Below are 13,897 nucleotides of genomic sequence, written 5' to 3' on the forward strand. Positions count from 1 at the left end.
CGTCGGGGTCGGGGAGGCGGACGACCAGGCCCTTGGCGGTTCGGCGTTTCCCGGGCCGCTCAGCCGAGCGGGCCGTAGAGCCGGTTGCCCGGGGCGGCCGGATCCGGGATGACGCAGCACTCCTGGAGGGCGCTGAGGAGTTCGTCGACGGAGAGCTTGCCGCTGGCGTCGGTGTCCAGGTGCCGGAAGGCGGCGGCGCGGTCCTCCGGGGCGGTGCGGCCGTGGTCGAGGCGGGCCTTGAGGGAGAGGACGTCGTACGGCTCGCGCAGCATCGCGCTGCTGCGGGGCCAGTGCACCCAGCCGGCGCCGGGGGCGGGGACGCTGCCGACCAGGACCGGGTAGGCGGGACGCGGGTGGGCGGGGCGCGGCGGTGCGAGCTGTGGTGGGGCGGGACGCGGCGGTGCGGGAGCGGGTTCCACGTCACCGATGGTGGCGGTAGGCGGTGGGCGGGCCGGGGGCTTCCCATCCGTCGGGTGGTTTTCCGATCGGCCGGAAAGCGTCTTGTCGTACCATGAGGTGGGGGCCGGGCGCGGCCGGGCGCGGCCGGGTCAGTGCGGCCAGCAGTCCAGGGCGTGCGCGGCGATCCGGTGCAGGTCCGCGGGCGGGGTGCCCTCGGTGGCCTGGACGGCGAGGCCGTAGGTGACCGTGATCAGGTGGTCGGCCAGCACGCGGGGATCGGTGCCGGGCGGGAACTCGCCCGCCCGGGCGGCCAGTTCGAAGCGGGCGCGCAGGGCCGCCCGGTGCGCCGCGCGGCGGGCCGCGCTCTCGGCGCGCACGCCCTCCGCGCCCGGGCCGGTGGCCAGCGCGCCGTGCACCAGCAGGCAGCCGGGCCCCTCCGCGCGGGTGACCACCTCGACGGTGCCGCGCAGCAGGCGCTCGGCGGCGGCCCGGGCGGTCGGCTCGGCCAGCGCCTCCTGGACGTGCCGGGCGGGCCCGCGGTGGTAGCGGTCCAGGCACTGGCGGAACAACGCCTCCTTGTTGCCGTACGCCGCGTACAGGCTGGGGCGGTTGATGCCCATCGCGGCGGTCAGGTCGGAGAGCGCGGTGCCCTCGTAGCCGTGCCGCCAGAACACCCGCATGGCGCGCTCCAGGGCCTCGTCGAGGTCGAACGTGCGCGGACGGCCCGTCATGTCGCCCTGCCTTCCCGGGAGTTCGCGCGGTGGCCCGCGCTCGGGCGCCGCGATTGTGTACCGATCGATATGGTAGCGTCCCCGATGTGTACCGCACGGTACAGATCTCGGAGGGGGACCCGACATGACGCACCAGACCACCGCCACCGCCACCTTCGCGCCCGACGTGCTGGCCGGCCGCACCGCCCTGGTCACCGGCGGCTCGCGCGGCATCGGCGCCGCCACCGCCCTCGCGCTGGCCGCCGCCGGGGCGGACGTCGCGATCAGCCACAGCGGCTCGGCCCCGCGCGCCGAGGAGGTGGTGCGCCGGATCGAGGCGCTCGGGCGGCGGGCCGCCGCCTACCGGGCCGACCAGGGGGACGCCGCACAGGTCGAGGGCCTGGTGGCCGCCGTCGCCGAGGACTTCGGACGGCTGGACGTGCTGGTCAACAACGCCGGCGTGATCACCCCCGGGCCGCTCGCCGGAGAGGCCGACCCGGACGCGCTGGCCCGCCAGCACGCGGTCAACGTGGGCGGGGTGACCACCGCCGTCCGGGCCGCCGCCCGGCTGCTCCCCGACGGCGGACGGATCGTCACCATCGGCTCCAACCTGGCCGCCCGCCCCGGCCGGCCCGGCCTCGCCGACTACGCCGCCACCAAGGCCGCCGTCGTCGCCTGGAGCCGCGCCGCCGCCCAGGAACTCGCCCCCCGCGCCATCACCGTCAACGTGGTCCAGCCCGGCTCCACCGACACCGAGATGAACCCGCAGGACGGCCCGAACGCCGCCGCCCAGCGCGCCGCCAACGCGCTCGGCCGCTACGGCCGCCCCGAGGAGGTCGCCGCCGCCGTGGTCTTCCTGGCCACGCCCGCCGCCGCGTTCATCACCGGCAGCGTGCTCGCCGTCGACGGCGGCTACTTCGCCTGAGGCCGGATCCGTGCGGGCCGCTACCCTTCGTTCGAGCAGTTCGAGCAGGGAGGGACGGCGGATGAGCACCCCACAGTGGCCCGAGGGCCGCGAGGCGGACCCGGTCGCGGCCCGGGAGCGGTACGCGAACGACCTCCGCAAGGCGCGGCAGGACGCGCGGGAGGCGCTGGCCCCGGCCCCCGCGGACGCGCACTGGGGGCTCGGCACCGCGCTCCTGCTCGCCGGGGCGTTCGGCGCGCTGGCCGGCCCGGCGGTCGGCGCGGGCATCGCCGGCTTCGCCGGGGCGCTGTTCCTCGCCGTGCTGCTCGTGCAGTTCGGGCTGGGGCGTCGCGGGGCGGACGCCCTGCGGCGGGCGTACGCGGCGGCCTTCGGCTGGTGGTCGTACGCGCTCTAGGCCGTGTCCGATGGGTCGCGTGACCCGCCCCTTGATGGATCGTTTCGGTCGTTATGGGGCGGGGTGATCTTTCAGATGAGGAATGGGCTCGACTGGAACCGCATCTGCCGAGGAGCGCGGGGCGAGGCGGGCGGTGGCAGTGCCACCGCCGGGTCATCAACGGGATTCTCTTCCGGCAGCGGACTGGTCTGCCCTGGCGGGACTTGCCGTCCCGTTTTGGGAAGTGGAAGACGGTTCATGACCGTCATCGCAGGTGGTCAGCAGACGGCACGTGGGAGAGGATCTTGCGGGCGGTGCAGGCCGACGCTGATGCCGAGGGCCGGATCGACTGGAGCATGGTCAGCGTGGACTCCACTTCCTGCCGGGCTCACCAACATGCGGCAGGTGCTCGCTCCGGCCCGCCGAGAGTCTCCGGTAGACGAAGCACACCGGTCAGGCACCGGGCCGACGAGGCCCTGGGACGTTCCAGAGGCGGCCTGACCTCAAAAATCCACTTGGCGGGCGAGGGCGGATGTCGCCCTCTTGCCTTCGTGATCACTCCCGGCCAGTGGGGCGATGCCCCACAGTTCATCCCCGTGCTGGAACAGATCCGGGTTCCGCGGCCGGCTGGCGGACACCCACGTACGCGGCCCGATCACCTTGGTGGCGACAAAGCCTATTCGTCGCGCCGCAACCGTTGCTATCTGCGGCGCCGCCAGATCAAGCACACGATCCCAGAGCCGAGGGATCAACGTGCCAACCGCCAGCGGCGTGGCAGTAAGGGCGGCCGTCCGACCGGGTTCGACAGGGAGATCTACCGACGCCGCAACGAAGTGGAACGGACGATCAACCGGCTAAAGATCTTCCGTGCGGTCGCAACTCGCTACGACAAGAGGGCCTACGTCTTTCATGGGACGGTCACTGTCGCCTCGATCCGGCTTTGGCTGCGTACGTAGGTTGCTCGGGTCTACTGCAGCATGCGTTCGGCGTCATCTGGGATCCAGGGGAAGGGAACGTCTGGCCATCGCGCGGCGGCCCACGCATCGAGATCGACGGCGAGCACAGCATCGATGAAGACCTGCGGCGGCCGGTAACCATGGTCTGTGATGTAGTGCGTGATCAGGAACGGGGCGGCATAAGCGATCCCATGCTCGCCCGGGATCCGAACCTCGCCATTCCCTTCCGGAGCCTTGTCCTCGGGGCAGAGGTCGCATTCGTGTGCGCCGAGGCAGACGTTCATCCACTGAACCTGCTGAACAGCCTTGAGCTTCTCTACAAACGCGGTGGGGACCGTTCCCGTCGAGTACGGCTTGCCAGCTTTTAACCACCCGACGTTCAGACGGCTGTACGCCGGGCGGTACCAGAGCGCGTAGAAGCCCGACTCCCGGTCCGTGAAGGTGTCCTCGTCCTGGTAGTCGTACTTGCTGAGGTCTCTGTAGAACACCAGCACATCATTGCCGCATGGCTTCCTTGACATCCAGGCGGGTCAGGACTCGTCGGACACGGCCTAGCCGGGGGGCCCGCCGCGGGCGATGAGTTCCGGGCCCCCGGGTGGTCAGTACCGGCATGGAGACCCTGGAGCTCGACCCGGGTCCGGGTCCGGGAGCGGAGGCGCGGCTCGACGCGCTGCTCGCCGGGCGGCCGGAGACCGTGTGCGTCGCGCTGCGGGTGGCGGAGGCGTCCCGGCCCGGGCCCGGTGACCTGCGGCGGGTCGGGGAGTTGGCGCTGCTGGTGCGGCGGGCCGGCCACCGGGTGGTGCTGCGCGGGGCGGGGGAGCGCTGGCGGGTGCTGCTGGAGCTGACCGGGCTGGCCGGGGCGCTGCCCGTGGAGTGAGCGGCCCCCCGGTCAGGCCCGCGGGTCGGTGGTCAGGCGCATCGGCAGGCCCCACAGCGGGAAGAGCCGCTCGACGTCCATGTGGTTGGTCATGGTGGCGATCCGGCCGTCGACGATCTCCAGCAGGGTGATGCCCCAGGGCGTCCAGCCGTTGCCGTCCTCGGCCGGGCGGTACTGGGCGAAGGCCGGCGTGCCGTTGGCCTCCACCGGCAGCAGCCGGGAGCCCGCGCAGCCGCAGCCCGCACCCTGCCACCACTCGCCCAGCTCGACCACGCCCCGCACCCACATCTGGAACGGCGGCATGTTCAGCACCGCGTCCTCGTGCAGGAGGCGTTGGAGGCCCTCGATGTCGAAGGCTTCGAACGCCCGGACGTAGCGGGCGAGCAGGGCGCGCTGGGTCTCGTCCAGCGGATCGAAGGCGTCTCCGGCGGGGCCGGCGGCGGACATCGTCGCCCGGGCGCGCTGCAGGGCGCTGTTCACCGAGGCGACCGAGGTCTCCAGCAGCTGAGCCGTCTCGGCCGCCGACCAGGCCAGCACCTCGCGCAGGATGAGGACGGCGCGCTGCCGGGCCGGGAGCTTCTGCAGCGCCGACACGAACGCCAGCCGGATCGACTCCCGGCCCACCGCGACCTCCGCCGGGTCCCCGGAGAGGACCCGCGCATCCGGCACCGGGCCGACCCAGACGTTCTCCTCCAGCTGGGCCAGGTCCGGCGCGTTCGCCGGGCAGGGCGAGGTCAGGTCCATCGGGCGGGCCCGGCGCTGGGGGGCGGGGGCCATGTCCAGGCAGACGTTGGTGGCGATCCGGTACAGCCACGTCCGCAGCGCGGAGCGGCCCTCGAAGCCGTCGAACTTCGACCAGGCGCGGAGCAGCGTCTCCTGCACCGCGTCCTCCGCCTCGAAGGCCGAGCCCAGCATGCGGTAGCAGTACGCCGTCAGCTCCCGCCGGAACGGCTCCAGCCGCTCCGCCGCCCCGTCACGATCCATGATCATTGCCACGGGAGCCAGCTTAGGCGCCACCCCTGACAACCGGGCGGGACCCACCCGGCGCCGTCCCGGCCGGCAGGAGCGGCGCCGCCGGGGCGCACGCCCGCCGAGCGGGGAGCGCGGGCGGGAACACCGGCCCGGGCCGCGGTGCGGCAGGATGGGCGGGTGGAACTCGACGCGCACCGTGCGGAACTGACGGCCTACTGCTACCGGATGACCGGCTCCTTCCACGACGCCGAGGACCTCGTCCAGGAGACCCTGCTGCGCGCCTGGAACGCCCGCGCCCGCTACGACCCGGCCCGCGCCTCGGTGCGCACCTGGCTGTACCGGATCGCCACCAACGCCTGCCTCACCGCCCTCGAAGGACGCGCCCGCCGCCCGCTGCCCGCCGGCCTCGGCGCCCCCGGCCAGGACACCGGGGCGCCGCTCGTCCCCGCCGCGGACGTGCCCTGGCTGGAACCCTTCCCCGACGCCCGGCTCGACCCCGCCGCCCGGGCCGACCTGCGCCTCGCCTGGGTCGCGGCCGTGCAGCTGCTGCCCGCCCGGCAGCGGGCCGTCCTGGTGCTGCGCGAGGTGCTGGCGTTCAGCGCCGCCGAGGTCGCCGAGCAGCTCGACACCACCGTCGCCGCCGTCAACAGCGCCCTGCAGCGCGCCCGGGCCGCCCTCGGCGCCGCCGACGCCGAACGGGTCAGGGAGCAGGACGGGCCCGGGCGGCGGGCCGTCGTCGACCGCTACCTGGCCGCGTTCGAGGCCGCCGACGTGCCCGCGCTGGTCGGCCTGCTCGCCCGGGACGCCGTCCTGGAGATGCCGCCGCTGCCGCTGTGGTTCCGCGGCCCGCTGCACTACGGGCGGTTCATGGACCGGGTCTACGGGATGCGGGGCCCCGGCTGGCGCACCCGCGCCGTCGGCGCCAACGGCCAGGCCGCGTTCGCCGCGTACGCCCCCGACGGCGCCGGGCACCGGCTGCACAGCGTCCAACTGCTGGACGTCGCCGACGCCTCGGTCACCCGCACCACCGTGTACACCGACCCCGCCGTGCTGGGCCTGTTCGACCTGCCGGAGCGGTGGTAGCGGGCAGTACCGCGCGAGGCGGGGAAATCCGTCCCGGCGACCGCGATGAGTTCCGGGCGCGGCGCCGGTACGTACCGGTGGAAGAGTCCACCACCGGAGCACAGGAGCCCCGCCATGAGCGTCATCGTCATCGAGTTCAGCACCCTGGACGGCCGGGTCGGCGACCCGGACGGATCGGACGGCACGCCCCTGGGCGGCTGGATGCTCCGGCACGGCCGGGAGCACGTCTCCGGCGACAAGTTCCGCCTCGGCCGGACGCTGGACGACGGGGTGCTGCTGCTGGGCCGCCGCACCTGGCAGCTGTTCTCCCGGCTCTGGCCGAACCGGACCGACGAGTTCTCCGCCCGGATGAACGCCGCGGCCAAGCTGGTCGCCTCCCGCACCCTGGCCCCCGCCGACACCGCCGCCTGGGCCAACTCCCGGCTGCTGGAGGGCGACCTGCTGAGCGCGGTGAAGGAGGAGCGGCGGGACGTCGTCGTCACCGGCAGCATCGGCCTGGTGCACCGGCTGATCGAGGCCGACCTGGTCGACGAGTACCGGCTGCTGACCGTCCCCGTGGTGCTCGGCACCGGGGCCCGGCTGTTCCCCGACGGCGCGCCGGTCGGCGACTTCCGCTGCGAGCAGGCCGAACCGGTCGGCCCGGCCTGCTACACCCGCTACCGCCGGGCCTGACCGCCCCCGGGGGTGCGCCGCCCGCTCAGCCGGAGCGGCGCACCACCAGCTCGGTCGGCAGGATCACCGTCGGCGCCTCCTCGCCCGCGATCCGGTCCAGCAGCAGGCGGACCATCTCGGCGGAGATCCGGTCCCACGGCTGCCGGATCGTGGTCAGCGGCGGCCGGGTGGTCAGCGCCACCGGCGAGTCGTCGAACCCGCCCACCGCGACGTCCTCCGGGACGCGCCGCCCGGCGTGCTCCAGGGCGGACAGCGCGCCGTCCGCCATCAGGTCGGAGGCCACGAACACCGCGTCCAACCCGGGCTCGCGGTCCAGCAGTTCGCGCATCGCGGCCTCGCCGCCGGAGCGGCTGTAGTCACCCCGGGCGACCAGCCGCTCGTCCACCGGCAGCCCGTACTCGGCCAGCACCTCGCGGTAGCCGGACAGCCGCTCCACGCCGCCCGGGGTGTCCTGCGGGCCGGCGATGGTGGCGACCCTGGTGCGGCCCGACTCCAGCAGGTGGCGCACCAGGTCCTTGGCGCCCTCCCGGTCGTCCGCCGCCACGTACGGGACCCGGCCGCGCTGGCCCAGCGGGCGGCCGCAGCACACCATGGGGATGTCCGCCTCGCGCAGGTGCTCGATCATCGGGTTGCCGCGGTGCGAGGAGACCAGCAGCACCCCGTCCACGTGGCCCGCCGCCAGGTAGCGGGTGACCCGGCGGCGCTCCGCGTCGTCGCCCGCCGTCATCAGCAGCAGCGGGATGTCGTGCTCGGCCAGCGCCGCCGTGCAACCGCGCAGCAGGGTGGTGAAGTTCGGGTCCTCGAAGAACCGCTCCTGCGGCTCGGTCAGCAGGAACGCCACCGAGCCGGAGCGCTGGGTGACCAGGCTGCGGGCCGCCCGGTTCACCACGTAGCCGAGCTGCGCGATGGCCGCCTCCACCGCCTGCTGCGAGGCCGGGCTGACGTTGTGCCCGCCCTGCAGCACCCGGGACACCGTGCCCCGCGAGACGCCCGCCACCGCGGCGACGTCGTGGATGGTCGGCGGGCGCTTCGGCCGTCCGGCCGCCCGGCCGCGGGGCGCTGGTTCCGTCATCGGGATGCAGGTCCTTGCAGATCGAGGTGTCGGGGTCACTGTAGTGGCGGCCCGTCAGGACTTCACTGCGCCGGACAGCAGGTCCACCCGCCAGTACCGCTGCATGCCGAGGAACAGCGCGATCAGCGGCAGGATCGACAGCAGCGCGCCGGTGATCACCAGGGTGTACAGGGCCGGCTCGTTCGCGCCCTGCTGGAGCAGCGAGTACAGGCCCACCGTCACCGGGAACTTGTGGTCGTCGCCGAGCATGATGTACGGCAGCAGGAAGTTGTTCCAGATCGCCACGAACTGGAACAGGAACACCGTCACCAGCCCCGGCACCATCATCGGCAGCGCCACGCTCCGGAACAGCCGCCACTCCCGCGCCCCGTCCACCCGGGCCGCCTCCACCACCTCGTCCGGGATCGCCGCCTCCGCGTAGATCCGCGACAGGTAGATGCCGTACGGGGACAGGACGCTCGGCAGCAGCACCGACCAGTAGCTGTCCGCCAGGCCCGCCTTCGACATCAGCAGGTACTGCGGCACCGCCAGCGTGATCGGCGGCATCAGCACGCCCGCCAGCAGCACGTTGAACACCGTCGAGCGGCCCCGGAAGCGGTACTTGGCCAGCGCGTAGCCGCTCACGCCGGACACCGCCGCCGACAGCAGGGCGCCCGCGCCCGCGTACAGCGCCGAGTTGGCCATCCACTGCCAGTAGACGCCGCCGCGGTACGAGGACAGCTCGGACAGGTTGTCCCAGAAGCCGGTGCCGGGCGCGTAGGTGAAGGTGGTGAACAGCTCCTGGCGGCTCTTGGTCGCCGCCGTCACCACCCAGACCACCGGCACCAGGCAGTACACCGCGCCCAGCAGCAGGAGCAGGGTCGGCGTCCAGGCGGTGCGGCGCGGGGCGGTGCCCCGGCGCGGGAGGGCGGGGGCGGTGCGGTTCTTCCGCGGGGCGGACGTGAGGGTGGCGCTCATCTCAACTGCCTCCGTTGGCGCGCTTGTTGACCAGCTTCAGGAACCCGAAGGAGAGCAGCAGGGTGGCCGCCGCGATCACCACGGAGGTGGCCGCCGCCGAGTAGATGTTGCCCTGCACGAACGCGTCCCGGTACACCTTCATCAGCGGCGACCAGGTCGAACTCATCGAGTTCGTCAGCGGCTTGAGCGTCATCGGCTCGGCGAACACCTGCAGGGTGGCGATCATCGAGAAGAAGAAGGTCAGCACCAGCGACGGCGCCACCAGCGGGATCTTGATCCGCAGCGCGATCTGCAGCTCCGAGCAGCCGTCCAGCCGGGCCGCCTCGTACAGCTCGGCCGGCAGCGCCCGCAGCGAGGTGTAGATCACGATCATGTTGAAGCCGGTGCCGCCCCACACCGCGATGTTCGCCATCGCCAGGTACAGCCCGTTGCCGTGCAGCAGGTCCGGACCGCTCATCCCGGCCTGGGTCAGCAGGTAGTAGCCCGGGCTGACCTGCGGCAGGTACAGGAACCCCCACAGGGTGGACGCCACGATGCCCGGCACCGCGTACGGCAGGAAGATCACCAGCCGGGAGAACGCCCCGAACCGCACCCGCGGCACGTCCAGCAGCAGCGCGAAGAACAGCGCCGCGCCCAGCATCGTCGGCACCAGCAGCGCCCCGTACAGCAGCACCCGGCCGGAGCCCGCCAGCAGCTCCGAATCCGCCAGCGCCGAGCTGTAGTTGGACAGCCCCGCCCACACCTCGGTGCGGGCGTGCGAGCCCAGGCCCAGGCCCTTCACCTTCACGGCGCGCAGGCTCAGGTAGACCGCGAAGCCGATCGGCAGCGCGAAGAACAGCGTGAACAGCAGGGCCGCCGGGCCGAGGAAGCCGTACGGCGCGAGCGAGCCGCGGCGCCGGACGAGGGCGCGGGGCGGCGGGGGAGGGGAGGCCATGGCGGCTCCTAAGGACCTTGGAGGGGTGCGCGGAGGGGGGTCGTGCGGGACGGGAGGTCGTGCGGGACGAGGGGTCGTGCGGGACGGGAGCCCGGACCGCCGCCGGGCGGAGCGGCGGACCGGGGGCTCGGCGGACCGGGCCCGGCCGCGGGCGCTGCGGGGAGCGGTCGGGCGCTGCGGGGAGCGGTCGGGCGGAACGGTCGGGCGGGGCGGGTCAGCCGACCTGGAAGCCGTTCTTCTTCAGGTCCTCGACGGTGGACTGCTGCATCGCCGTCAGCGCCGCGCCGAAGTCGCCCTTGTCCTGGGCGGCCTTGCCGAAGGCGTCCTTGAACGCGGAGTACGCCACGTTCACGTTCGGGCCCCAGGCGGCCGGGGCGGTGCCCTTGGCGATCTCGGCGGCCTTCGGGTAGAAGTCCGGCTGGTTGGCGAAGAACTCCGGCGCCGCCGACAGCAGGCTGCCGGTCTGCGCGGAGGTGGCCGCCGGGTAGATGTTGACCTGCTGGACGAGCGCGGCCAGCGCCTCCGGGTCGGTGTTCAGCCAGGTGGCGAACTTCGCCGCCGCGTCCGCGTGCCCGGACTTCACGGCGCCGGTGGTCACGCCGGTCGCCGAGCCGCCCCAACTGCCGGTCACCGAGGCGCCGGACTCCCACTGCGGCAGCGGGGCCATCGCCCACTTGCCCTTGGTGTCGGGCGCCGAGCTGGTCAGCACGCCGGGCGCCCAGACCGCCGAGACCCAGCCGATCTGGGTGCCGTCGTTCAGCGCCTTGCTCCAGGCCGGGGTGTACATCGGCTGGTTGTCCACCGCGCCGTCCTTGACCAGGCCGGACCAGAAGTCGGCGACCTTCGCCGTCGCGGGGTCGTCGATCGCCACCTTCCAGGTCTCGCCCGAGGTGGTCCACCACTTGGCGCCCGCCTGCTGGGCCAGGCCCGCGAACAGGCCCGGGTCATTGGCGGAGAAGGTGGTCAGCGCCTTGTCCGGGGCCTTCTGCTTCAGCGCGCGGGCGGTGGCGGCGAACTCCTCCCAGGTGGTGGGCACGGTCAGGCCGTACTGCTCGAACAGGTCCTGCCGGTAGTAGAAGGCCAGCGGCGCGGTGTCCTCGGGGATCGCGTACACCGCGTCCGAGCCGAGCGTGACCTGCTTCCACACGCCGTCCGCGAACTGCGACCTCGCGTCCCCGGCCTGCTTCGCGATGTCGGCCAGCACGTCGTTGGAGACCAGGGTGGGCAGCGCCTGGTACTCGGCCTGGATCAGGTCCGGCGCGTTGCCCGCCTTCGCGGCGGTGATGGTCTTGGTGACCAGGTCGTCGCCGCCGGCCTGCTTGAGCACGCTGACCTGGACGTCCGGGTGCGACTTGTTCCAGACCTCGGCGACCTTGTCCATGTTCGGCGCCCAGGACCAGAAGGTCAGCTTCACCGGGCCGGAGGCGGCCTTGGCCGAATCGCCGGAGCCGCCGTCGGACGAGCACGCGGACAGCACGAGCGTGCCGCACAGGGCGGCGGCCGCGGCGAGGGCGAGGCGACGGTGCATGGATCCTCCCGGGGATCACGGGGTTTCGGGTGAGGGAGCCGGGCGGCCGGCCGCCGCGCGAGGGGGTGCGCGGCGGGGTGCCCGGGGGAGTGCTGCGGGGGCTCCCGGAGCTTTCCGGGGACTGCGACGGGCGGTGCTTCGAGGCCCGGCCCGTCGCTGTGCACGTTCACAGTACGGAAACCTGGGAGACACTTGTCAATCCCCGAGCCCGTACGGTTATCTGGGCGAGACACAGCGACACCCGGCCGTGACTAGGGTGTGCACGTTCACAGTTCTTCCCGATGGAGCGCCCCATGGATCACCCGCGGTACCCCCGCCCGCTCGGACTCGACCCGCTCGCCTACGGCGGCGACTACAACCCCGAGCAGTGGCCCGAGGAGGTCTGGGCCGAGGACGTCCGGCTGATGCGCGAGGCCGGAGTCACCATGGTGAGCGTCGGGATCTTCTCCTGGGCGCTGCTCGAACCCGAGCGCGGCCAGTACGAGTTCGGCTGGCTCGACCGGCTGCTCGACCTGCTGCACGCCAACGGCATCCGCGCCGACCTGGCCACCCCCACCGTCGTCCCGCCCGCCTGGTTCTACCGCGACCACCCCGAGGCGCTGCCCGTCACCCGCGAGGGCACCCGCTACGCCTTCGGCTCGCGCGGCGCGATCTGCCACAGCTCACCCGCCTACCAGCACGCCGCCGCCACCATCACCGAACGGCTCGCCCGCCGCTACGGCGACCACCCCGCCGTCGCCCTGTGGCACGTCCACAACGAGTACGGCGTCCCGGTCAGCGACTGCTACTGCGAGGAGTCGGCCGCCCACTTCCGGCGCTGGCTGGGCGAGCGCTACGGCACCCTCAAGGAACTCAACTCCGCCTGGGGCACCGCCTTCTGGGGCCAGCGCTACACCCGCTGGGACGACGTCCAGCCGCCCCGGCTCACCCCCACCGCGGGCAACCCCGCCCAGCAGCTGGACTACGCCCGGTTCACCAACGACGCCGTCCTCGCCAACTTCAAGCGCGAACGCGACCTGCTGCACCGCCTCGCCCCCGGCATCCCGGTCACCACCAACTTCATGACCGCGCTCAGCCAGTGCCAGTCCATGGACTACTGGGCCTGGGGCCGCGAGGTCGACCTGGTCGCCAACGACCACTACCTGGTCGCCGAGGACCCGCGCAGCCAGATCAACCTCGCGATGGCCGCCGACCTCACCCGCTCCGTCGCCGGCGGCCGCCCCTGGCTGCTGCTCGAACACTCCACCGGCGCCGTCAACTGGCAGCCCCGCAACCTCGCCAAGCGCCCCGGCGAACTCGCCCGCAACAGCCTCGCGCACGTCGCCCGCGGCTCCGAGGGCGCGATGTTCTTCCAGTGGCGGGCCTCCCGCTCCGGCGCCGAGAAGTTCCACTCCGCGATGCTCCCGCACGCCGGCACCAACAGCCGGACCTGGCGCGAAGTCGTCGAACTCGGACAGGAGTTGGGCGCGCTCGCGGAGATCCGCGACAGCCTGGTGCGGGCCGACGCCGCGATGCTCTGGGACTGGGAGTCCTGGTGGGCGCAGCGCCTGGAGTGGCGCCCCAGCGTCGACCTGGACGCCCGCGAACGCGCCGAAGCCTGGTACACCGCGAGCTGGGACGCCCACCTCACCGTCGACTTCGCCCACCCCGAAGCCGAGTTGAGCCGCTACCCGCTGGTCGTCGTCCCCGCCCTCTACCTCACCACCGAGGCCGCCGCCCGCAACCTGCGCCAGTACGTCGAGGGCGGCGGCACCCTGCTGGTCTCCTGCTTCTCCGGCATCGTCGACGAGCACGACACCGTCCACCCCGGCCCGCACCCCGGCGCGCTGCGCGACGTACTCGGCCTCACCGTCGAGGAGTTCGCGCCGCTGAGGGCCGGCGGGAGCGTCCGGCTGGAGGGCGCCGCGAGCCCCGACGGGCTGCGCGCCGAGGCGTGGACCGAGTTCGTCGTCACCGAGGGCGCCGAGACGGTGTGGCGCTACGCCGACGACCCCGCCGAGGGCGGCCCCGCCGCCGGAGGCCCCGCCGTCACCCGGCACGCCCTCGGCGCCGGCCGCGCCTGGTACGTCTCCGCCCGCCTCGACGCCGACTCGCTCGCCCGGGTGCTGCGCGCCGTCTCCGCCGACGCCGGCCTGACCGAGCGCCGGCTCCCCCACGACGTCGAGGTCGTGGAACGCGCGGGCGACCACGGCCACTACCTCTTCGCGATCAACCACGGCGCCGCCGACGCCGACCTCCTGGCCCCCGGACCGGGCACCGAACTCCTCACCGGCGCCCGGGTCTTTGACACCCTCACCGTCCCCGCCGGCCGGACCAGGGTGCTCCGCCACTCCGCCGGACGGGGCTGACGGCGCAGAAGCCGGTGCCCCCCGCGCGGGGGCACCGGGCGGGGGCACCGGGCCGCCCGAAATCCGCTTGCCCCGGACCCCGGGCCCGCCA

14 protein-coding genes and 1 pseudogene are annotated in these 13,897 nt (G+C 73.6%); 7 read left to right on the forward strand and 8 right to left on the reverse strand.

Features of this window, described 5'->3' with window-relative positions; translation table 11 throughout:
• Positions 1–59 precede the first annotated feature (59 nt).
• Both ABD345_RS18720 and ABD345_RS18725 read right to left on the reverse strand, forming a co-directional pair.
• Positions 60–419: an EF-hand domain-containing protein gene (locus ABD345_RS18720; protein WP_344553420.1), complete on the reverse strand. Its 360-nt coding sequence runs from the start codon at positions 417–419 to the stop codon at positions 60–62.
• Positions 420–548: 129 nt separating this feature from the next.
• A complete protein-coding gene (locus ABD345_RS18725) occupies positions 549–1,130 on the reverse strand; it encodes a TetR/AcrR family transcriptional regulator (RefSeq protein WP_344553421.1) in 582 nt (193 codons plus the stop codon).
• A gap of 124 nt (positions 1,131–1,254) precedes the next feature.
• On the opposite strand from ABD345_RS18725, the gene ABD345_RS18730 reads away from it, so the two are divergent.
• The 3 genes from ABD345_RS18730 (at position 1,255) to ABD345_RS18740 (ending at position 3,363) form a co-directional block, all read left to right on the forward strand.
• Positions 1,255–2,034: an SDR family NAD(P)-dependent oxidoreductase gene (locus ABD345_RS18730; protein WP_344553422.1), complete on the forward strand. Its 780-nt coding sequence runs from the start codon at positions 1,255–1,257 to the stop codon at positions 2,032–2,034.
• Positions 2,035–2,095: 61 nt separating this feature from the next.
• Positions 2,096–2,428, forward strand: a complete 333-nt coding sequence (locus ABD345_RS18735) for a hypothetical protein (protein ID WP_344553423.1) — start codon at positions 2,096–2,098, stop codon at positions 2,426–2,428.
• Positions 2,429–2,481: 53 nt separating this feature from the next.
• Entirely contained in the window at positions 2,482–3,363 is an 882-nt protein-coding gene (locus tag ABD345_RS18740) for an IS5 family transposase (RefSeq protein WP_344553424.1), read from the forward strand.
• Positions 3,364–3,374: 11 nt separating this feature from the next.
• Here ABD345_RS18740 and ABD345_RS18745 read toward each other — a convergent pair whose 3' ends face one another.
• Entirely contained in the window at positions 3,375–3,851 is a 477-nt protein-coding gene (locus ABD345_RS18745; protein ID WP_344553425.1) for a DUF7919 family protein, read from the reverse strand.
• Between the two features lie 122 nt (positions 3,852–3,973).
• Here ABD345_RS18745 and ABD345_RS18750 point away from each other — a divergent pair, with 122 nt between their 5' ends.
• Positions 3,974–4,240 carry a hypothetical protein gene (locus ABD345_RS18750; RefSeq protein ID WP_344553426.1) on the forward strand — a complete coding sequence of 89 codons (267 nt, stop codon included), beginning with the start codon at positions 3,974–3,976 and terminating at the stop codon, positions 4,238–4,240.
• A gap of 12 nt (positions 4,241–4,252) precedes the next feature.
• Here ABD345_RS18750 and ABD345_RS18755 read toward each other — a convergent pair whose 3' ends face one another.
• Positions 4,253–5,230: a sigma-70 family RNA polymerase sigma factor gene (locus tag ABD345_RS18755; RefSeq protein WP_344553488.1), complete on the reverse strand. Its 978-nt coding sequence runs from the start codon at positions 5,228–5,230 to the stop codon at positions 4,253–4,255.
• 102 nt (positions 5,231–5,332) lie between these two features.
• On the opposite strand from ABD345_RS18755, the pseudogene ABD345_RS18760 reads away from it, so the two are divergent.
• Positions 5,333–6,295: pseudogene (locus tag ABD345_RS18760) on the forward strand (RNA polymerase subunit sigma-70); the annotation flags it as partial.
• Between the two features lie 114 nt (positions 6,296–6,409).
• Positions 6,410–6,967 (forward strand): dihydrofolate reductase family protein, encoded by a 558-nt coding sequence (locus ABD345_RS18765; protein ID WP_344553427.1) that lies wholly within the window; start codon positions 6,410–6,412, stop codon positions 6,965–6,967.
• Between the two features lie 25 nt (positions 6,968–6,992).
• Here the strand turns inward: ABD345_RS18765 and ABD345_RS18770 are convergent, their stop codons facing one another.
• From ABD345_RS18770 to ABD345_RS18785, 4 genes are all read right to left on the reverse strand, one after another.
• Positions 6,993–8,039, reverse strand: a complete 1,047-nt coding sequence (locus ABD345_RS18770; protein WP_344553428.1) for a LacI family DNA-binding transcriptional regulator — start codon at positions 8,037–8,039, stop codon at positions 6,993–6,995.
• A 54-nt stretch (positions 8,040–8,093) separates the two neighbouring features.
• On the reverse strand, positions 8,094–8,996 hold the full coding sequence (locus ABD345_RS18775; protein WP_344553429.1) for a carbohydrate ABC transporter permease: 903 nt from the start codon (positions 8,994–8,996) through the stop codon (positions 8,094–8,096).
• Position 8,997: 1 nt separating this feature from the next.
• On the reverse strand, positions 8,998–9,930 hold the full coding sequence (locus tag ABD345_RS18780; RefSeq protein ID WP_344553430.1) for a carbohydrate ABC transporter permease: 933 nt from the start codon (positions 9,928–9,930) through the stop codon (positions 8,998–9,000).
• A 214-nt stretch (positions 9,931–10,144) separates the two neighbouring features.
• A complete protein-coding gene (locus ABD345_RS18785; protein ID WP_344553431.1) occupies positions 10,145–11,458 on the reverse strand; it encodes an ABC transporter substrate-binding protein in 1,314 nt (437 codons plus the stop codon).
• 293 nt (positions 11,459–11,751) lie between these two features.
• Between ABD345_RS18785 and ABD345_RS18790 the strand changes: the two genes are divergently transcribed.
• On the forward strand, positions 11,752–13,806 hold the full coding sequence (locus ABD345_RS18790; protein ID WP_344553432.1) for a beta-galactosidase: 2,055 nt from the start codon (positions 11,752–11,754) through the stop codon (positions 13,804–13,806).
• Positions 13,807–13,897: the final 91 nt, after the last annotated feature.

Source organism: Kitasatospora saccharophila, assembly GCF_039529925.1.
In the GTDB taxonomy this organism is placed as follows: domain Bacteria; phylum Actinomycetota; class Actinomycetes; order Streptomycetales; family Streptomycetaceae; genus Kitasatospora; species Kitasatospora saccharophila.

Excerpts from the sequence above, each read along its gene's own strand:
- ABD345_RS18725 (WP_344553421.1), bottom strand. The coding sequence starts at position 1,130 with ATGACGGGCCGTCCGCGCACGTTCGACCTCGACGAGGCCCTGGAGCGC.
- ABD345_RS18730 (WP_344553422.1), top strand. The coding sequence starts at position 1,255 with ATGACGCACCAGACCACCGCCACCGCCACCTTCGCGCCCGACGTGCTG.
- ABD345_RS18735 (WP_344553423.1), top strand. The coding sequence starts at position 2,096 with ATGAGCACCCCACAGTGGCCCGAGGGCCGCGAGGCGGACCCGGTCGCG.
- ABD345_RS18740 (WP_344553424.1), top strand. The coding sequence starts at position 2,482 with ATGGGGCGGGGTGATCTTTCAGATGAGGAATGGGCTCGACTGGAACCG.
- ABD345_RS18750 (WP_344553426.1), top strand. The coding sequence starts at position 3,974 with ATGGAGACCCTGGAGCTCGACCCGGGTCCGGGTCCGGGAGCGGAGGCG.
- ABD345_RS18755 (WP_344553488.1), bottom strand. The coding sequence starts at position 5,230 with ATGATCATGGATCGTGACGGGGCGGCGGAGCGGCTGGAGCCGTTCCGG.
- ABD345_RS18765 (WP_344553427.1), top strand. The coding sequence starts at position 6,410 with ATGAGCGTCATCGTCATCGAGTTCAGCACCCTGGACGGCCGGGTCGGC.
- ABD345_RS18770 (WP_344553428.1), bottom strand. The coding sequence starts at position 8,039 with ATGACGGAACCAGCGCCCCGCGGCCGGGCGGCCGGACGGCCGAAGCGC.
- ABD345_RS18775 (WP_344553429.1), bottom strand. The coding sequence starts at position 8,996 with ATGAGCGCCACCCTCACGTCCGCCCCGCGGAAGAACCGCACCGCCCCC.
- ABD345_RS18780 (WP_344553430.1), bottom strand. The coding sequence starts at position 9,930 with ATGGCCTCCCCTCCCCCGCCGCCCCGCGCCCTCGTCCGGCGCCGCGGC.
- ABD345_RS18785 (WP_344553431.1), bottom strand. The coding sequence starts at position 11,458 with ATGCACCGTCGCCTCGCCCTCGCCGCGGCCGCCGCCCTGTGCGGCACG.
- ABD345_RS18790 (WP_344553432.1), top strand. The coding sequence starts at position 11,752 with ATGGATCACCCGCGGTACCCCCGCCCGCTCGGACTCGACCCGCTCGCC.